Consider the following 19,571-nt stretch of genomic DNA (forward strand, 5'->3'; position numbering starts at 1 on the left):
ATCATCGTCATTAGCGGTGATTTATGCAAGTTACCCTACAGAAAAAAACGTGAGATTGCTCACCTTTTCCTGTGAAAAGTGTTTAAAAGTGTTTAAAATACGTCGCACAAAACGAAAATAATACTAAGGCATGTTGCTACTCCTTTAATGGAAGCTGTTGCCCTTGAATAAATGCTGATATGACTCAAGTGTTTACACGTCAGTTATGGCAGAAAACACAAATGTAGCCAGTATTTCTTCAAGTGCAGCATGATTAGCAACAAACCTTTAATCACTTGCTATGTCCTTAAGACATGGCTAGACAATTGCAGTAACGCCTCAGCGCGGTAGGATTATCCATGACAAAAAGAACTATAACCGTAATTCCTGGTGATGGAATTGGCCCAAGCATTATTGACTCGGCACTGAAAATTCTCGATAAAGCGGGTTGTGATTTTGAGTATGAATTTGCAGACGCAGGTCTTGTTGCTCTCGAAAAGCACGGTGAACTAGTACCTCAACGCACACTTGATTTAATTGAGAAAAACCGTATTACGCTTAAAGGCCCACTTACCACTCCTGTTGGTGAAGGTTTTACCTCTATTAACGTGAGCCTACGTAAGCAATTTAGCCTTTACGCTAACGTGCGTCCTGTATTGTCTTTTAAAGGCACTCAAGCTCGTTACGACAATATCGATATCATCACAGTGCGTGAAAATACCGAAGGCATGTATTCAGGTCTAGGCCAAACGGTTTCAGACGACGGTGCAACCGCCGAAGCGACCAGTATTATTACTCGCCAAGGTGCAGAGCAGATTACCACTTTTGCTTATGAGTTAGCACGTAAAGAGGGTCGTAAAAAGGTTACTATCGTTCATAAAGCTAACATCATGAAGTCAACTTCAGGTCTGTTCTTAAAAGTCGCACGCGAAGTTAGCCTGCGCTACCCAGACATCGAAACTGAAGAGATGATTGTTGATGCAACATGTATGAAACTAGTCATGAGCCCTGAGATTTTTGACGTTATTGTTACCACAAACTTATTTGGTGATATTTTGTCAGATCTTTGTGCAGGTCTTGTAGGTGGTCTTGGTATGGCACCAGGTGCAAACATTGGTAGCGATGCCGCAATTTTCGAAGCAGTACACGGCAGTGCGCCAGATATTGCAGGTAAAAACCTTGCCAATCCAACGTCAGTTGTTCTAGCATCGATTCAAATGCTTGAATACCTAGGCATGAGCGACAAAGCGGAACTTATTCGTAATGCAATCACAGCAGTGATTGAAGAAGGTGACCGTACAACTCGTGATTTGGGTGGTACTCATGGTACAACTGATTTCACTCAAGCAGTTATTGAGCGTCTTTCGTAAGTAGAAGTTCTTGCGCTACGCGCACTAAAAAGGCCCCAAGTGTTTAACACTTGGGGCCTTTTTGATTACGCTAACGTTATGAAGAGGGCTGAGCTGGCTTTAAACATAAATGCACAGTGACTTCGTCACGGTCATGATAAAGATGCTTCGCCGCCATACTAAAGTCTTTAATGCCATTCTCTTTTAAGATATCAGCCATAGTATCGAGTATGATAGTCACTTCTTTATAACGTGTCTTCATTGGCAACTTTAAGTTGAATATCGCTTCCTTAAACCAACCATTAATCGCCCAAGCTTCAACAAGCTCAGCCACTCGAGCTGGTTTTTCAATCATGTCACAAACCAACCAAGTAATATTCTTTCTTGGTGGTTCAAAACGGAAACCGTCAGCTTGGTAATGTTTAACCTGACCCGTTTCCATTAACTTTTCATCCATTGCGCCATTATCAACTGCAGCGACGAACATACCACGCCTTACAAGCTGATAAGTCCAGCCGCCTGGACAAGCACCGAGATCAACCGCTCTCATACCACTGCTAAGACGGGTCTCTTGCTCATCTTTAGGAATAAAGTGAATAAAAGCTTCATCTAATTTTAAAGTAGAACGACTTGGTGCATCAGCTGCGACTCTAAGACGTGGGATCCCCATAAAGTAAGGAGAACTGTTATTGCTTAATGAGAAGCCAACATAAGCTTGGCCTGGTGCAACAAAACAGACGTGAATAATCGGGCGTTTAGGATTTTCTTTCTCTAACAAGTTCCCCGACTTTCTTAACGCCTGCCTTAGCGGCACTGTAAACTTACGGCAGAAGTTAGACAGCTCTTTTGCTTCATTGGTATCAGGTGTTTCAACCCGTAACTCACCCGCCTTATGTATATCAGCCAAAGCTTCGACAATCGGTGTGATACGATCTTGTTCAGGTAATCCCTTTAAGAGCGCTTTAGCGGCAAACATCTGTCTAGCAAAAATCAACGAATCGAGACTGATATTCTTTGCTAATATCTCAGCGTCACCCGCTTGGAAACACTGAAATATCACGTAAGCATCATTGGTGTTTGTTTTAACAAAACCACCAATATCGAGCTCAGCGGCACGCACTTGGATCTCTGCCGCGCAATCTTTCTCATAACCAGCACGGCAAAATAAAAATAGGTTTATCATTGAATTTCCTGAAGATAACAAATAAAAATAGCGGCCAACAAAACTGCTGCCCGCTATTTTACACTTTTACTGCCCAGTAGGGTACTGCCAGTATATTGTAGTACTGCTTAATCGAGCTCTTTAACTCGGTTTCTCCATACTGCGACAGCAATAAACAACCAGCCGAGAAGAAAACAAACACCACCCAGCGGTGTGATCGGGCCAGTCCACTTGGTACCAAGTAAGGCATATAGGTAAAGCGAACCTGAAAACAGCACAATACCCAACATAAAGAGATAACCGGCCCAATCCAATAGGCGTGACTTAAGCCAATGGCCAGCAAACGCTACCGCTATTAATGCAAAGGTATGATAAAACTGATACTCAACCCCAAGATTGAAGATCGCTATCATCTCGGCTGAAGCAACATTCTTTAGTCCGTGTGCACCAAATGCCCCAAGGGCTACAGCCATAAAACCACTTAACGCTGCCAACAATAAAAAACCACTACGCATTTAGCCTCCTGAACCTCATCAACTTTATGCTGTGAGTTAGATTAAGTTTACGCTAGCTCAACACTACGGCGTCAAAACATTATCAAGCTATGAACGCCTGGATCTGTGAAATAGCTTGCGCTAGATTAGCCTCAAACGTGGTACCTGACGACTTTCTTGGTTTAAAACTATGATCGCCATCGGTTAACCAGTGCAATTGCACTTTATCCATTACCGGCCAAGTTTCAACTAAACCTTTATGGCCAAACTTATCACGCTCGCCTTGAATGACCATAAGAGGTGCTTTGCACTTCTCGATAGGCTCAAGCCGAGGTTCACCGCCTTTTAAAGGAATAAATGGGTAACCTAAACAAACAACGCCATCAAGCATCAGACTTTCAGCCAAAATGGCAGACATACGCCCTCCCATCGACTTACCGACAAGGAATACTTTTTGTGGCTTAAAATGGTGCTTTAATATACTCAGTTGCAAGGCATAATCAGCAATCAATTTTGGCGCGCGATCAGGCGGACGTCGTTTACCATCGATAGCATTGGCGCGCATATAGGGAAAATTGAAGCGCACAATTTGCACATTGGCTTGAGCAAGGCCGCTAGCCAATAACGCCATAAACTCATGCTGCATATTTGCACCCGCGCCATGAGCCAGAATAATTAGCGTATCGCAGCTTGGCTCATCATTAGCAGCCAAAGGCGTTAAAAGGTATTCGCTAGCATCATAGACCAGCTCGTCGGTACTGAGCTGTTCCGCGGCAGTTGAAATCGTACCTTCTAAGTAAGCTTGCTTTAATCTATCCGGTAAGGAGCTCACTGCGCGTCTCCTCTTCAAACATGTCTAGCATCCATTCTCTAAAAGCCGCAACCTTACCAATATCAGAATGGTTCTGCTGACAAACTAAATAATATGCATTTTTACTGACTAGAACTTCAGGGAACGGGCATACCAAACGACCGGCTTTAATATCCGGTCTTGCCAGAACGCTGTAGCCTAGCGCCACACCTTGCCCGTGGGCAGCGGCTTGTAACACTAGTGAAGAATGACTAAATATGGGACCTTGGTTCACATTAATATCCGTAATCCCACATTGTCTAAACCAAGCTTGCCAATCTTGACGACTAGAATCATGTAACAGCGTGTGATTTCTAAGATCACTTGGTTTCTCTAATGGCTTAGGACCACTTAATAACATAGGCGAACAAACTGGAATAAGCACTTCATTACGCAGTTTATCGGCTCGCATTCCACTCCAGTTTCCGAGGCCATAATAGATGGCAACATCGACGTCATCGGTCAACGAACCATCCTCATCATCGACGGCTTTAATTCGTACATCAATGTCTGGATTTTTTTCACTAAATTTGGCAAGTCGAGGCACTAACCACTGAATGGCAAAACTAGGAGAAGTCGCTACAGTCAAGGAACCAATAGCACTTCTTGCGAGTAATCTATCGGTCGCATCAGCGAGTTGTGTAAAGATATCTTTGATATCAAGAAAGTAACTTTGTCCCTCTTCTGTTAATAAAAGAGAACGATTTTTACGCCTAAATAACTTTAGCCCTAAATATTCTTCAAGCGCCTTAATTTGATGACTCACTGCCGCTTGAGTCACAAACAGTTCCTCCGCTGCCCGCGTAAAGCTCAAATGCCTTGCTGCAGCCTCAAATGCCTTCACTGCATTGAGGGGGGGTAGTCGTCTGGCCATAGTGATCAAGATCCCGTTTTTTGATTAGTTTTTCTAATGATCATTGTTACATTTTATCGTTTGTAAAGGCCAGTGTTTTTGGTTAAATTTTGCGCCAACGAAATGATACTAGTTGGACAGCCTCTACGACGTAATTGGGGAGTGTCTAACAACCCCAAATTTAAGCCTGGAGGCTATTGAACATGTTAAACCTTAAAACTGTATTTGTTATCGCACTTCTATCAGCTTCTACTACAGTAAGCGCTGATGAAATTACTGTTGATACCACTGACCTTGAAGCGACATTAACTGCTAACTTAGCAGAAAGCATGGATTTAATGCAGGTGCAATTAACTGAAGAGTTAAACACTATGCTCGTTGCTGATGAGCTGCAAGAAGAGACAGCGACTAAAACAGTTCAGCTAGCTGACTAATCACTTAACAACGATTAATACAGTAGAGACACTCTCAGGCACTTTAATCCGCTGATTAAACTCATGCCATAGATGGGAATCCATCTCAGTCTCGTTATTAATATATAAAAAAGCCACCTATGAAGGGTGGTTTTTTTGTGCCTACTGAAAACTTTTCAGTTTTAAAATCACAAAAAAAGCGACCATAAGGTCGCTTTTTCATCAAAGCATTATAGTCGCTACTCTTTAAGGACGGTAAACCTTAACATTACTGTAACCCTGCTCCTGCAGATAAAGCGCCTGTAGCTTACTCATCACACCACGGTCGCAATACAATAAGTAAGTCTTATCTTTGTCTAAATCTGCAAATTGAGTCGCTAGCTTATAGAATGGAATCGTCTTGGTTTCAATCCCTTCGATTGCTAGCGGATCTTTTTCTTCCTCTTCTGGCGCGCGTACATCAATAATCACTTCATCAGCACTGATTGCAGCTACAGTCTCAGCTTCAGTAATTTTGGTGTCCATCTGAGTTGCAATCTCTTTGATGTCAATAATGACAGCATCTTGAATCACTCTATCAATGAGATCTTCAGAGAACTTAGCTTCTTCTGCTTCTACTTTTGATAGTACCGCTTTTACGGTTGGTTTCTGTGAAATCACGCCGCAGTATTCAGGGATAGACTTAGCAAAATCTTCCGTGCCAATTTTGCGACTTATGTCGATAATATCCTGCTTATCCATCGCAATTAGCGGACGTAGTATAAGTTGCTCAGTACAGCGATCGATAACATTGAGGTTAGTCAAGGTTTGGCTAGAGACCTGCCCCATCGCTTCACCAGTGACTAGAGCTTGGATGCCCATTTTGTCAGCAACGCGTGCAGCAGCTCGCATCATCATACGTTTAAGTACCACGCCCATCTGACCATTGTCGACTCGTTCTAGAATCTCTTGTACAACAGGATCAAATGGCACAGAGATAAACTTAACTTTGTGTGATTCACCGTATTTCTGCCACAAATGGTAGGCTACCTGCTTAACACCAATTTCGTGTTGATCACCGCCTAAATTAAAGAAGCAGTAATGAGTACGCGAGCCACGCTTGATAAACTGATAGCTAGAGACACCTGAATCGAAACCGCCCGATATTAGCGACAACACATCTTCTTGGGTCGCCATTGGGAAACCACCAAGACCTTGAATACGTCTATCAACCAAGTAAAGCTGTTCGTTATCAATCTCTAGGTTTACCGTCATGTCGGGGTTTTTCAGGCGTACGCCCGCCGCTTCAGTAAACTGATTTAAGCCACCACCAACATAACGTTCAACTTCAATCGAGTTAAAGTCATGCTTACCTGCACGCTTAACGCGTACACAAAATGTTTTTCCTGCTAGCTTATCTTTATAGACGGCTAACGTTTGCTGATAGATGTCATCAACAGACTCAAAAGTGCTGACGTTCACTTGTAGCACATGGGCAATACCGGGGATGCAACCTAAACGCTCAGCAAATGCCTCAACCAAATCAGGTCTATCATCAGGCACCATCACCATGATCTTGTCCCACTGACGTTGTACTTTTGCAGACTCATCTACTTTTTTAAGTACATTACGAATGTTGGTTTCAAGCATTTTGGTAAAGCGCATTCTTACCGGCTTGCTTTTCATCATGATTTCAGGGAACAGTTTTACGATAAATTTCATTGGTCTTCCGCGGGGGCAAATTTAAACAGCAATGGGAGGATTATAACAATATCCAGACACGTTTGCGTATATCTGATCTGTCATTATCAGCGAATATTCGTCTTTGCAACCACGAAAGTCGCATATAAAGCAGAGGAAAACCTAAATGGAGTGCAGATAGCAACGCTAGCTGCTATCTGCTCGAGAGGCTAGATTAACTATTTTGAGACTTGGATCTCGTCAGACTCTTTTGCCTTGCCCTGTTCGATGGCAATTTCAACACGGCGATTGCGCGCCCTATTTGCTTGAGAGTTATTCTCGACCAATGGCGCTGATGAAGCCATCCCCACAACCTTGAGCCGCTGCTGATCAAACCCTTTCACTCTGATCATTTCGTGAGCGACCGCAACAGCACGCTTGCTCGACAGATCCCAATTTGAACTATAAAGCTCATTCGAGATATTCCAATCATCTGTATGGCCAGACACAGTAACAATACCTGGAACGTCTTTTAGCAGCTCACCGACTCGTCTAACAATTGGTTTAAAACGTGGCTGTAAAAAGCCGGAACCCGATGCAAAGGCACCTTTTTCACGGATACGAATAATAATTTGCTGGCCGAGAGATTCTATTTCAATCGCGCCATCAACAATCTCTTTGTTGAGCTCTTGCGCCATTTTCTTAACTTGCTGATTAATTTGTTCCTGCGCGGCAGCTTCAGCTTTAGAGGCTTCACTTTTAGACTCAGAAGTTGACTTGGCTAGCGCTTGTGCATCTTCTTGCTCTTGCGCTGTCGATGATGACTCGCCGCCACGCTGCTCACCACGTTGCTGCTGTACGCCACCAGCACTGTCATCTTCACCCGCCTGAAACTCTAACATCGGCTCAGTCATTTCATTGGTTTGCTGATTGATAATTTCAATCGGAGTAGACTCAGGACGCCCAGGTCTAAATTCCAATGCAATGACCGATGTTCCTTTAGGAATATCTTTAACTTCTACCTTATTTTGCACCCCAAATGCATACTTCATTGAACCAGCAATTTGCTTAAACTTCATCACATCCATTTCTGAGAATGCGAGTAAGAGTACAAAAAAGCACATCAACAAGGACATCAAATCGGCAAAAGTAGCCAACCACAAGGGGGCACCTGGTGGTGGACAGTCACATTTGACTTTTTTGGCCATGGAGCTAAGCCCCGTCCAAGGTATCTATTGTGCGAGATTTTTCAGAAAGGTAATTTTTGAGGAAGCCCTCAATAACACGAGGGTTCTGACCATCTTGAATCGCCAATACCGCGTCCATTATCAGATTACGGTTAAGCATCTCTTCGTTCATGCGCAGTGACAATTTATCCGCAATCGGTAGCGCAACCATATTTGCCACTACGGCACCATAAAGTGTAGTCAGTAGAGCAACCGCCATTGCTGGTCCAATCGATTTAGGGTCGTCCATATTTGATAACATGCCAACCAAACCAATCAGCGTACCAATCATACCCATTGCAGGCGCTACATCACCGATAGATTTAAAAATTCCAACACCGGTTTTATGGCGCTCTTCAGTCAAAGCGATATCTTTTTCCAGCGCGTCACGAACCACATCCCCATCGTGACCATCAACTAGCATGTCGACCGCTTTTTGCATAAAACTGTTGCTAATTTCAGCCTCTTCCAACGCTAAAAAACCACCTTTTCGAGCGGCGTCAGCCATAGTAATTGACTGTTCAATCAAATCTTCAGGCTTATCAATTTTAAAGATAAACGCTTTCGCGGCGATTTTGGCAGAACCGAGAAATTGCTTAAGGTTATATTTCATCATCACGACAAATAGTGAACCAATCATCACAATTAAGATTGAGGGCACATTAATGAAGATGCCGATCCCACCGCCACTTGCCATCGCCATGATGACGAAGCCAAAAGCACCAATCAGTCCTATTAGGGTTGCTAAATCCAAAATCGCTCCTCAAATACCAATATAATCACGCAGCTAATGCAATCAAATGCTCACAATAATAACTAAAAACGCTAGCGTCGATAAAATCCATAAGCGACAATATTACGCTTGCAACGTGACAGCAAGCATCACGTAAATAAACGGCTAAATAGCACTCACATTTTCAACATTGCACCTAATATAACGACCAAAGTTAAGATCTCTTGAGTGATATTTCCCGCATTTGTTGCGTTAAATCCGTTAAAATAGATCCCAAATGTGTATTTCACGTATTCACTCAACAGACTATAACCAAAAGCGGCTGATGAGATTGCGTAAATAAATACCCTACAAGTGGACTTTTTTCACACGAAAACGTGCTTTTGTGCAAATAGTCAACGGCTTAATTTGACCCTTGTGCCCTGCTGATATACTTTGTGTATCGCTTAATTCTAGGAATGATCATCGTGGCAAAAAAACCAGAAAACCTCTCTTTTGAAGAATCACTTTCCGAACTAGAAAAAATAGTTGCTGACTTAGAGCACGGTGATGTCTCACTCGATGATGCATTAAAGCAATTTGAGCGTGGAATTAAGCTGGTGCGAAATAGCCAGGGTAAACTCGAAAATGCCCAACAAAAAGTCGCTGTGCTTATGGCTGATGAGGGTGTTGACACGCTTAAGCCTTATGACATTGAGGGCGAGTAATTGTTAGCAGAGTCACTTGTTACCTACCAACAACGTATCAACCAGCAGCTCGCTGCTCGTATTGATGTGCTTGACGATATCGACCCTAAGCTAAAAGCTGCGATGAAACATGGCGCACTAATTGGCGGCAAGCGCATTCGACCGTTCTTGGTTTATGCCATCGGCGATATGCTAAACGTTAAACTCGAAACCTTAGATTCTTGCGCCGCGGCAATTGAATGTGTTCATGCATATTCACTAATCCATGACGATCTTCCCGCCATGGATGACGATGCACTGCGCCGCGGTCAGCCAACCGTGCATATCGCCTTTGATGAAGCCACAGCGATTTTAGCGGGTGATGCCCTGCAAGCTCTGGCATTTGAAATCATCAGTGAGCCTATTGAAAACATTGCCCCATCACAAAATTTGGCTATGGTTAAAGCCTTGGCAAATGCCTCTGGTTACAGTGGCATGTGCGGCGGTCAGGCGATGGACTTAAGTGCCACCGATGCACAGATAGAACTAGCAACCCTTATCCAGCTGCATAAACTCAAAACCGGCGCACTTATCCGCTGTGCAGTCGAGTTTGCCATTATTGCTGCAAAGATTAACGATGACGAACGGCAAGCTTTACTCGATTTTGCTGATGCCATAGGGCTAGCATTTCAAGTACAAGACGACGTTTTAGATATTATTGCCAGTACCGAAGAGCTTGGAAAACCTCAAGGTTCTGACACAGATTCAAATAAGAGCACTTATCCGAAGTTGCTTGGTTTAGAAGGTGCTCAACAAACTGCTGCAAGTTTGATTGAGGACGCACTATCAGCGCTGGCTAAATTACCATACAATAGCCAGTTAATTGCCGAATTCGCCCGTTATATCATTGAGCGAAGAGTATAAATAAGAGACAAAGAATCTCGATATGAGTTTTGATATTTCTCAATTCCCTGTGTTAGCACAGGCAAATACCCCAGATGAGCTGAGACAGCTCCCTCAAGCCGTTCTGCCACAATTGGCTGACGAACTTAGAGGTTTCCTTTTGAAGTCAGTGGGTAAATCAAGTGGCCATTTTGCATCAGGCCTTGGCACTGTCGAACTGACAGTGGCGATCCACTATGTCTATAACACACCATTTGATCGACTTATTTGGGATGTTGGTCACCAGGCCTACCCTCATAAAATCCTTACTGGTCGTCGTGAAAGAATGCACACTATTCGCCAAAAAGGTGGAGTTCATCCTTTCCCATGGCGCGAAGAGAGTGAATACGACACCTTTAGCGTTGGCCACTCAGGTACTTCAGTAAGTGCTGCACTTGCTATGGCTGTTGCTGCTGAAAAAGAGCAAGCGGGTCGTAAAGTGGTCTCCGTAATTGGCGATGGCGCAATGACAGGCGGCATGGTGTTTGAAGCCATGAATCACGCAGGCGATCTACACAACGACATGTTGGTGATCTTAAACGACAATGAGATGTCTATCTCTGAGAACGTTGGCGCACTCAACAACCATCTTGCTCAGCTTATGTCAGGACGTTTCTACACCACGATCCGTGAAAACAGCAAAAAAGTGCTTAAAGGCATGCCTGTTATCAAGGAGATGGCGAAGCGCACTGAAGAGCATCTTAAGGGCATGGTTGTGCCAGGCACTATGTTTGAAGAACTAGGCTTTAATTATATTGGCCCAATTGATGGCCATGACGTTGACGCCTTAGTTGAGACCTTACGCAATATGCGTAACCTCAGCGGACCACAGATTTTACATATCATGACTAAAAAAGGTCGTGGTTATGAGCCTGCTGAAAAAGATCCTATCGGCTGGCATGCTGTGCCTAAGTTTGATCCGTCAACCTTTGAAAAGCCAGCTAGCAAGCCAAGTGACCCAACCTTCTCGCAAGTGTTCGGTAAGTGGCTTTGTGATGTAGCAGAAAAAGACGAAAAGCTATTAGCTATCACGCCAGCAATGCGTGAAGGCTCGGGAATGGTTGAGTTTTCTCAGCGCTTCCCAAAACAGTATTTTGACGCGGCCATTGCCGAGCAACATGCAGTTACCTTGGGTGCAGGTTTTGCCTGTGAAGGTTATACACCAGTAGTCGCTATTTACTCGACCTTCTTACAACGTGGTTACGATCAACTGATCCACGATGTAGCGTTGCAGAAACTACCCGTGGTGTTTGCTATCGATCGCGGCGGTATTGTTGGTGCTGATGGTCCAACTCACCAAGGGGCATTCGATTTAAGTTTCATGCGTACCGTGCCCAATATGGTTATCATGGCACCGTCTGATGAAAATGAGTGTCGTCAGATGCTTTATACCGGTTATTGCTACAAAGAGGGGCCAACAGCGGTACGCTACCCTCGTGGCAGTGCAACAGGTGCTAAGCAAGTCGAAACTATGACGGCACTGCCAATAGGTAAAGGCTTAATTAAACGTCGCGGCCAAAAAGTTGCCATCCTAAACTTTGGTACTACGCTGGCAAATAGTTTAGTGGCCGCAGAAGCATTCGATGCCACCGTTGCTGATATGCGTTTTGTTAAACCGCTTGATGTCGACTTGGTAAAAGAGTTAGCTGAAACTCATGATGTGCTAGTTACCGTTGAAGAAAATGCCATTATGGGCGGTGCAGGCTCAGGGATACTTGAGCTACTGCAAACACTTAAGTTGCCAAAACCAGTGTTGCAAATCGGTCTGCCCGATGAGTTTATTAAGCACGGCGCACCTGACGAGATAATCAGTGAGCTAAGGCTTGATGCTGCAGGAATCGAAAAGCAGATTGCTGACTACCTAGCGTAAACGGCTTTAATAGCAATAAATACAAGACATTAAAAAGGACTGCAATTGCAGTCCTTTTTTACTTTATAGCATTGGGGTTTTAGCTTAAGTGATAGCTAGCTGTCACAGCTGTCGCTGGCATGTTGTTTAAGTAGCTTTTTAAAGCTATTAGTCATTAATATTACCGTTAAAATAATCGACGATCCCACAGCCGAAATGTCAAGACTATGGCCAGGCTTATTCAGTTCAAAAAATAACACTGTGTTGTATAAATAATCGATCCAAATTGCCAGAAGCGTAAAAATTAAAACCGTCAAATTGACTTTTTTCTGTTGTTTGCTTAACTCTGCTTCTATTTTAGAAATCATACTTAATCCTCAATAATATCAGCCTATTAGTGGCTGCAGGTCTTACTACAAAATAAATAGCTTACTATCTCCTTTCGCATAAATTTTGCAGTGGTCGGTTACCTTACTTTTTTGACGATTACTTTGGCAAATCTCTAGTGCGGCTTGATTCGCAGTTTCTTGATCTTTTCTGTTAACGCTATATCCCCATGAAAATGCGTCATCATTGTCAATAGCGACAGCAAATGCTTTGGCTTCTTTATAATGAAAATATTGATTGAAGCCCTTATTGATACTGTCCCTAAAACTCCCTCGCGGAGTGGTCTTAGGTGTTTCCTTTTCATCAATTAATGCTTGTACGTCTGCTTGACTGGATAAAGATAGAGTCGTTAAAAACTGCCTAGCTTCTTCACTACTACGTCGTTTCAGTCCTGAATATATTTTATGATTAAAGGATGTTTTTTCATCATTATCTAATGAAACATCAGCTAAGTGCTTTAGCAAGAAATCAGGGGAGGAATAACTTAATTCGTCTAACAATTGTATTTTAAAACTATTAATATCTATCCCATCTTGTTGGGACAACCAAGCCCATGCTTGCTCCGACTTTTTGTCTGGCCAACGACTTAGAATATCCGTTAGTTCGGCTTTTTTGTTAGAAGCATCAGCCAGCCGTTTATTTGCAGCAGTTTCTGGGTCTACATACATCCAATAATGGTAGGCATCATCGATAAGCATTTTGCGCTCGTCAACGTCCTCTATCTGATTCAACTTAGCAAAAACATCATCTGGTGAGATTTTTAGCCATTGCATAAGGGGGCTAACAAGTAAGCCAATATCGTTAAGCTTACGTAGCTCATCATAAAAGGCGCTAAATTCATCACTGGTTTCTAAGTGGTAGCTAACTGAGAAAAGTTCTGATGATATATCAATATCTTTGTTTTTATACTGCACAAGCAAATACATCAGCTCTTCTAGATTGTGCTTAGCGAGTATTGAAATAAAATCAGAATTAGCAGGAACACCAGTGTCACTATCAGTGGTCACAAGGTCTTCTTCAAAGATCTCAAAGCCAAACTCAGGGTCTTTTTCTGCTAAAAGAGCTTTTACACGTTGTAAATAATGATCACTGTCAGGCAATGGGTTGTATTTCTCAATAAAAGGTAATACTTTCCTGGGAGCAAGCTCAATTAACTGTGATGTTATCAAAGGAAGCAACAAATCGCGCTGCACCTTGTTTCTACTATCTAATGTTATTGATAGTGTTTCTAGCTCGGTAAGTGAAAACTCGCTGATAATGCTGTAGAGTTTTATATGTGCTGTTTTATTTTTTGGATTTTCTTCTATATCCAGTAAAAGCTGCTCTATTTCTGCATATGTATTAGCTAGAGTCTTACTGATGTCGGGTTTGCAAGATGCGAGCTTATCGTTACTCTCTATGTGGCTTATACCTGCCAGCTCTCCGCCGTTATTACTCCCCTGCACCGAGGTTCTACTCACCTCTGCCAGAGAGGATATGTTAGTGAATCCTCCCCCTAGCCAATAACCGACCGTAAAGGTAACCGCAATGGTCAATAGCCAATGTATTTTCTTCAATTATTTAATCCTTTAAATATTTGCACACGTTGGCTTTTCAGATGTAAGTTCGTACCAACGTCAAAGTCTAAAACTCTAAAAAGCTGTTAATAAACAATATAACATACCACTATTAGCTCTGTAACCTGTTCACCTTGCCAACTTATCACCTGCTACCGCCAGCGCTCTTAATTCTTGCTGTGGCAGTTCTTGATAGGAAGCCACAAAGCTATTACCTCGGTAATATTCATCGTTGCGGTTCATTGAATAGCCTGATTTAACCCTCCCAACACCTTGATACTCATCCAATCTGCTTGTTGCGACTCCGCCAGACGTTAATCCTCTGCGCTCAGCTCTCTGCCTGCTGAGCACCAATCCTCATCAAAGCTCTTTAAGGCGCTAGCTTCAGCTTGCTTAGGCGCTGTGCTTGGCTCGATAACGGCAAGCAAGCGTTGCAAGCTCCTTTGTTATCGCTCTGCCCTTGCCACCTTGGTTTGCAGCGCAGCCAAGTCATCAGCGCTTGGCGACTGAGCGTCCATTTTGCTGCTAGTGACTGTTTTTTCAGCTTGAAAAAAGTAGTAAAAGCCCGCGCTAGCGACAAGGCACAACCCTGTTGAGGCTAAAGTACTAAATGAAAGCTTGTTATCCATATTATTCAAATCCCTTAGTGCAATTACTTGCAAGCGTTAACACTTAGTGCTTCATCCTTAGCGCACTGCTCATATCCAGAATCCCTATGCGCCTTTTAATCCTCGATACATGGCTCGTAGAAATCATAGGAGACTTCAAAACCGATGTCGCGACCTGCACCAACTGAAACTGAAGGAAGACCAGAGCATTTATTAGCAAGATCTTTTTTATAAGCGTTTGCAACATCAACTCTACAAGTAGACACTGGTTCCTGATCTTCCTGACACTCTTTTTGGGTTTCTTTTTTAGGCTTCTTTGTCGTGTTAAATCGGCCATTAGGAAGTAAGCCTCTGTCAGATGAATGCACACCGGTATCTATTTCGTCATCTCTGCCAGATTCATCACCTCTGTCACTGCGCCATTCATCTTCCCAGTCTATATCCCAACTATCATCATATAACCCCACAAATTCACCTCTTTCCATCTCCTCTTCTGCGCCTGGCTCAGCAGAATCTGGTGGCCGATGACTTCCATCCGTGCCGGCATAAACTGTATTCATCATCGACAATGACCACGGCATGATATCTGTTGAACTAATAGCAAAAGATTCCTCTCCAATGCTTCGAGTTGGTTCTACTGAAGTAAACATACAAACTCCGCCTAGGAGCATATAAGCCGCTTTGTAACGCATAATGTTGAAGTCCTTTTCATTTAAATTAACGACTCCGAATATAGCTATAGTGAGAGCGCCTCCCTAGTGATGTCAGCTTATATCAGCTTATATCAGCTTATATCAGCTTATATCAGCTTATATCAGCTGATGAATGGTGATGTTGAACGAGAAGCTCAGGCATAAAAAATGCCAGTAAGTATCACTTACTGGCATTTCAATTTGTTTAATCAGGTCAGTCTATTTGGCCACTTTATTGGGTAAGCCTATTTGGCAACTAGCCTTGTGACACCATCACCATTGCAGGGCGCAGTAGACGCTCGTTAAGGGTGTAACCTTTCTGCATAACCATCATCACGGTATTCGCCGGGAAGTCAGTGCTTGGTTGCATGCCAATTGCTTGATGAAGTTCAGGGTTAAACGCTTCACCTTGTGGGTCAACTTGCGTCAAACCAAACTTTTCAACTGCACTAACAAAACTCTTAGCCGTTAACTCAACGCCTTCATAAATGGCTTTGGTTGCTTCAGCTTCAGCATCGGTTCCCTGAAGCGCACGCTCCATGTTATCGAGTACTGGTAGCAGTTCATTAGCAAACTTTTCAAGTGCGAATTTACGGGCTTTCTCGACATCAATCGCTGCACGACGACGAATATTGTCCACTTCAGCAGCCGCTCGGATCACTGAGTCTTTTTGTGAATCCACAGTTGATTGTGCTTCTTGCAAAGCCTTCTCTAGCTCTTCAACTCGAAAGTTCGCTTGAGTCAATTCGTCCATTAAAGAGGCTTCATCGCTACCTTCTGTCAGTAGCTCACCCTCTACAATCGATTCAACTTGCTCATCAATTTGGTTATCTTGTGCTTTATTTGTTTCGTTGCTCATTTTTGCTCCAGCTAAAAATGCTTTGTTTCTGCATGCTCTGGGCATATTATGGGGATCAATTTTGAGGTTTCAAGGCCTAAAGCCGGATCTGACACAAATATGAGCAATACCTTTCACACTATTGGACTTATTGGCAAACCTAACCATGAAGGAACCAATCTCACCCTTAAGAGATTGCATCATTGGCTAACAATGCAAGGCTACAGCGTCTTGGTTGAGGAGCGCGTTGCCGCCGATGTCGGCTCACATACTCATTCTGTTGACCTGTTAGAGATTGGCGCGAAATGCGATCTCGCCATTGTTGTTGGTGGTGACGGTAATATGCTGGGTGCTGCACGCGTATTGGCAAGGTTTGATATCGCCGTTATTGGGGTTAACCGTGGTAACTTAGGCTTTTTAACCGACCTGCCACCCGACTCCTTTGAGGAAGCCTTATCTAAAGTATTGGATGGAGAGTTCGATACCGAGCAGCGTTTCTTACTTGAGGCGGAGGTGCACCGTCATGGCGAACTAAAATCAAGTAACACTGCTGTCAACGAAGCCGTGCTCCATCCGGGTAAAATTGCCCATATGATTGAGTTTGAAGTCTATATCGATGACAAATTCATGTATAGCCAACGCGCTGACGGTATGATTGTATCGACTCCAACTGGCTCAACAGCTTACTCGTTATCAGCAGGAGGAGCGATCCTCACGCCTAACTTAGAAGCGATGATTTTAGTCCCCATGTTCCCGCATACTCTCTCTTGTAGGCCAATAGTGGTCGATGCCTGCAGTATTATTAAACTGGTTGTGTCGCCACACAACGGTGACAACTTAGAGGTGAGCTGTGATGGCCACGTCAATTTATCAGTGCTCCCAGGTGATGAGATTATCGTCAAGCGCAGCGTGGATACGTTGCGACTAATCCACCCCAAAGGGCATAACTACTTTCATGTATTAAGAACCAAGTTAGGCTGGGGCAGTAAGTTATTTTAAATTGCCCTCTGAGTCGGTAGTTAGGCTACTGACTCTTTACTTTCAGCCATTTACACACTGTCTCTTATCCGCAACAAGCTAATAACAGCCTGCTGTTTAAGCGACTATTCACACTGATACTAGGCGTTATTTTATGTATTAATTGGTTGAATAATCACAACGAGGTTCACATTAAGTATCTCTAATTAATTCATAGGCTGACCATGACTGGAATTAAAAACAGATATTAAAACAAATACATAGACCACCCACTAGTCATTTTAACTCTAGGCAAAAAACCAAAAGCGTGACGAGCTTCACATCGAGATTTTGTTACTGTAACCAAAGTTAACGTCACAACACGAAAGTATTAGATCAAATAACGCATTTCGTTTAGCTATTTTCACGGTTTCGCATACTGAACTATCAAAAAAACGTCGTAAATAGCTTTTAGCAAAGAAACGAGCGTGATCTAGATCACAGCTGAAAAAACTGGCAAACAATGACGCATCTCACTACTAGCATTCTCAACCACAATTAAGGTACAAACTGATCTAGATCATATTAGCGTTAGCCTATTTAACGTTTAGTACACACCTCAACCCGCCAGTATCAAAAATTAAACATAAGTCGGGTACTTACAATTGAAGTTCGCCACCCAATAATCAACGAGGCAAGCATGACCTTTATTCAACTACTCGCAAGCTTAACGCCGATAATCAGTGTAATGCTGTTTTTGGTGCTTTTACGGATGCCAGCATCAAGAGCAATGCCCATTTCCATGGTTTTTACAGGACTAGCCGCTGTCTTTGTTTGGCAAATGGATACCACTTTTCTCGCAGCGTCAGTGGTTGAAGGCCTGCTTTCAGCATTAACTCCATTAACCATTATTTTCGGTGCGGTGTTCCTACTGAATACGCTGAAGTACTCCGGCGCTATGGATACCATTCGTGCAGGCTTTACCAACATTAGTGCCGATGCCCGCGTGCAGGTCATTATTATCTGTTGGCTATTTGGCTCATTCATTGAAGGTTCAGCAGGCTTTGGTACACCCGCTGCTATTGGCGCCCCACTGCTAGTGCTATTGGGCATTCCACCCATTGCAGCAGCCGTCGTCGCGCTGATTGCCGACTCGACCTCAGTGTCGTTTGGTGCTATTGGTCTACCGGTTCTGTTTGGTATGGATCAAGGTCTTACCCAAGGCGGCGTGAATATGGCTGCTGAGCAAATTGCTCAGCATGGTGGCAGTTTTGCTGATTACGCCCAGTTCATTGCTATGCACATGATCACCATCGACTTAATCACAGGCACGCTTATTCCATTAACGATGGTCGCGATCCTTACCGGCTTCTTTGGCCGCAATAAATCCTTCAAAGAAGGGTTAGCTATCTGGAAGTTTGCGTTATTTGCTGGTCTTTCATTCACTGTACCCGCTTGGTTAATCAACTATTTTGCAGGCCCTGAGTTCCCATCGGTAATTGGCGCGCTTGTCGGTATGGCAATTGTTATTCCTGTCGCTAAGAAAGGATACCTTTTACCAAAAGAGCCTTGGAATGATTTCGCCGAGAATGATGGCCAAGAGCGCAAAGAGCTGGCAACAGAGGCGAAGTTCTCCCAAGTTGCGGCATGGTCTCCATACATTATTATGGCTGCACTGCTTGTGCTATCTCGTACTGTAGAGCCTCTTAAAGCTTGGTTAACCAGCTTTAATATCAGCTGGACGGGTTTACTCGGTACAGAGCTAAAAGCGGGTTTTGCAACGCTATACGCTCCGGGCGCATTCTTTGTATTTGTGTGTATCTTAGGTTTCTTCCTGTTTAGAATGAAGTCTCCTGCGATTAAAGAATCCATTTCAGTTTCTTGTAAATCTATGGTACCAACCATTATCTCTTTAGGTGCATCTGTACCTATGGTGAAAATCTTCCTTAACTCAGGCGAGAACGCATCAGGACTTGCCTCTATGCCGGTAGCACTGGCTGACACATTAGCTGGCAGCATGGGCGCGGTTTGGGCATGGGTTTCACCGATTGTAGGGATCTTCGGCGCCTTCCTATCAGGCTCAGCGACCTTCTCCAACATGATGTTCTCCGGTCTTCAGTACAGCGTTGCCGATAATATTGGCGCTAACCACGCGTTAATTCTCGCAATGCAAGGCATTGGGGCTAACGCCGGCAACATGATGTGCGTGATGAATGTCGTCGCTGCTGCAACCGTTGTAGGTATGGCTGGTCGCGAATCTGAGATTATCCGTAAAACCATGCCTGTTGCACTAGGCTATGCTTTAGTCGCTGGCACCATTGCCGCGATATGGGGCGGTTTCTAGTTCAAAGCTAATCAA

At 43.6% G+C, this 19,571-nt stretch carries 20 protein-coding genes; 7 read left to right on the plus strand and 13 right to left on the minus strand.

Annotation, left to right across the window (positions count from 1 at the left end; genetic code table 11):
• Positions 1-338 precede the first annotated feature (338 nt).
• Entirely contained in the window at positions 339-1,349 is a 1,011-nt protein-coding gene (locus K5R16_RS09125; RefSeq protein ID WP_220737258.1) for an isocitrate dehydrogenase, read from the plus strand.
• A 76-nt stretch (positions 1,350-1,425) separates the two neighbouring features.
• Here K5R16_RS09125 and rlmM read toward each other — a convergent pair whose 3' ends face one another.
• The 4 genes from rlmM to K5R16_RS09145 form a co-directional block, all read right to left on the minus strand.
• Positions 1,426-2,511, minus strand: a complete 1,086-nt coding sequence (gene rlmM / locus K5R16_RS09130; RefSeq protein WP_220737259.1) for a 23S rRNA (cytidine(2498)-2'-O)-methyltransferase RlmM — start codon at positions 2,509-2,511, stop codon at positions 1,426-1,428.
• A 107-nt stretch (positions 2,512-2,618) separates the two neighbouring features.
• Positions 2,619-3,005: a DUF423 domain-containing protein gene (locus K5R16_RS09135; RefSeq protein ID WP_220737260.1), complete on the minus strand. Its 387-nt coding sequence runs from the start codon at positions 3,003-3,005 to the stop codon at positions 2,619-2,621.
• Between the two features lie 82 nt (positions 3,006-3,087).
• Positions 3,088-3,696, minus strand: coding sequence for an alpha/beta family hydrolase (locus tag K5R16_RS09140; protein WP_259649818.1), 609 nt, complete (start codon positions 3,694-3,696; stop codon positions 3,088-3,090).
• A 100-nt stretch (positions 3,697-3,796) separates the two neighbouring features.
• Positions 3,797-4,708: a transcriptional regulator GcvA gene (locus K5R16_RS09145; RefSeq protein WP_220737261.1), complete on the minus strand. Its 912-nt coding sequence runs from the start codon at positions 4,706-4,708 to the stop codon at positions 3,797-3,799.
• Positions 4,709-4,890: 182 nt separating this feature from the next.
• Between K5R16_RS09145 and K5R16_RS09150 the strand changes: the two genes are divergently transcribed.
• On the plus strand, positions 4,891-5,121 hold the full coding sequence (locus K5R16_RS09150) for a hypothetical protein (RefSeq protein ID WP_220737262.1): 231 nt from the start codon (positions 4,891-4,893) through the stop codon (positions 5,119-5,121).
• 225 nt (positions 5,122-5,346) lie between these two features.
• Here the strand turns inward: K5R16_RS09150 and thiI are convergent, their stop codons facing one another.
• From thiI to pomA, 3 genes are all read right to left on the minus strand, one after another.
• Positions 5,347-6,801 (minus strand): tRNA uracil 4-sulfurtransferase ThiI, encoded by a 1,455-nt coding sequence (thiI, locus tag K5R16_RS09155; RefSeq protein WP_220737263.1) that lies wholly within the window; start codon positions 6,799-6,801, stop codon positions 5,347-5,349.
• Between the two features lie 197 nt (positions 6,802-6,998).
• Positions 6,999-7,967, minus strand: coding sequence for a flagellar motor protein MotB (locus K5R16_RS09160; protein WP_220737264.1), 969 nt, complete (start codon positions 7,965-7,967; stop codon positions 6,999-7,001).
• 4 nt (positions 7,968-7,971) lie between these two features.
• A complete protein-coding gene (pomA, locus tag K5R16_RS09165) occupies positions 7,972-8,739 on the minus strand; it encodes a flagellar motor protein PomA (protein WP_220737265.1) in 768 nt (255 codons plus the stop codon).
• Between the two features lie 446 nt (positions 8,740-9,185).
• Between pomA and xseB the strand changes: the two genes are divergently transcribed.
• Genes xseB through dxs form a run of 3 tightly spaced genes read left to right on the plus strand, consistent with a single transcriptional unit; the run spans position 9,186 to position 12,195 of the window.
• Entirely contained in the window at positions 9,186-9,425 is a 240-nt protein-coding gene (gene xseB / locus K5R16_RS09170) for an exodeoxyribonuclease VII small subunit (RefSeq protein WP_220737266.1), read from the plus strand.
• Entirely contained in the window at positions 9,426-10,307 is an 882-nt protein-coding gene (ispA, locus tag K5R16_RS09175) for a (2E,6E)-farnesyl diphosphate synthase (protein WP_220737267.1), read from the plus strand.
• A gap of 22 nt (positions 10,308-10,329) precedes the next feature.
• Positions 10,330-12,195 carry a 1-deoxy-D-xylulose-5-phosphate synthase gene (gene dxs / locus K5R16_RS09180; RefSeq protein WP_220737268.1) on the plus strand — a complete coding sequence of 622 codons (1,866 nt, stop codon included), beginning with the start codon at positions 10,330-10,332 and terminating at the stop codon, positions 12,193-12,195.
• Between the two features lie 95 nt (positions 12,196-12,290).
• On the opposite strand, the gene K5R16_RS09185 is transcribed toward dxs, so the two are convergent.
• From K5R16_RS09185 to grpE, 6 genes are all read right to left on the minus strand, one after another.
• Positions 12,291-12,542 carry a hypothetical protein gene (locus tag K5R16_RS09185; protein ID WP_220737269.1) on the minus strand — a complete coding sequence of 84 codons (252 nt, stop codon included), beginning with the start codon at positions 12,540-12,542 and terminating at the stop codon, positions 12,291-12,293.
• A 45-nt stretch (positions 12,543-12,587) separates the two neighbouring features.
• Positions 12,588-14,117, minus strand: a complete 1,530-nt coding sequence (locus K5R16_RS09190; RefSeq protein WP_220737270.1) for a DUF4189 domain-containing protein — start codon at positions 14,115-14,117, stop codon at positions 12,588-12,590.
• 129 nt (positions 14,118-14,246) lie between these two features.
• Positions 14,247-14,468, minus strand: a complete 222-nt coding sequence (locus K5R16_RS09195) for a hypothetical protein (RefSeq protein WP_220737271.1) — start codon at positions 14,466-14,468, stop codon at positions 14,247-14,249.
• A 95-nt stretch (positions 14,469-14,563) separates the two neighbouring features.
• A complete protein-coding gene (locus tag K5R16_RS09200; RefSeq protein WP_220737272.1) occupies positions 14,564-14,746 on the minus strand; it encodes a hypothetical protein in 183 nt (60 codons plus the stop codon).
• Between the two features lie 95 nt (positions 14,747-14,841).
• On the minus strand, positions 14,842-15,375 hold the full coding sequence (locus tag K5R16_RS09205) for a hypothetical protein (protein WP_220737273.1): 534 nt from the start codon (positions 15,373-15,375) through the stop codon (positions 14,842-14,844).
• Between the two features lie 298 nt (positions 15,376-15,673).
• Positions 15,674-16,276, minus strand: a complete 603-nt coding sequence (gene grpE / locus K5R16_RS09210) for a nucleotide exchange factor GrpE (RefSeq protein WP_220737274.1) — start codon at positions 16,274-16,276, stop codon at positions 15,674-15,676.
• A gap of 99 nt (positions 16,277-16,375) precedes the next feature.
• Here grpE and nadK point away from each other — a divergent pair, with 99 nt between their 5' ends.
• Together nadK and K5R16_RS09220 are read left to right on the plus strand one after the other, a co-directional pair.
• Positions 16,376-17,254, plus strand: coding sequence for an NAD(+) kinase (gene nadK / locus K5R16_RS09215; RefSeq protein ID WP_220737275.1), 879 nt, complete (start codon positions 16,376-16,378; stop codon positions 17,252-17,254).
• A 658-nt stretch (positions 17,255-17,912) separates the two neighbouring features.
• Positions 17,913-19,556: an L-lactate permease gene (locus tag K5R16_RS09220; RefSeq protein WP_220737276.1), complete on the plus strand. Its 1,644-nt coding sequence runs from the start codon at positions 17,913-17,915 to the stop codon at positions 19,554-19,556.
• Positions 19,557-19,571: the final 15 nt, after the last annotated feature.

The organism is Shewanella sp. c952, assembly GCF_019654975.1.
In the GTDB taxonomy this organism is placed as follows: domain Bacteria; phylum Pseudomonadota; class Gammaproteobacteria; order Enterobacterales; family Shewanellaceae; genus Shewanella.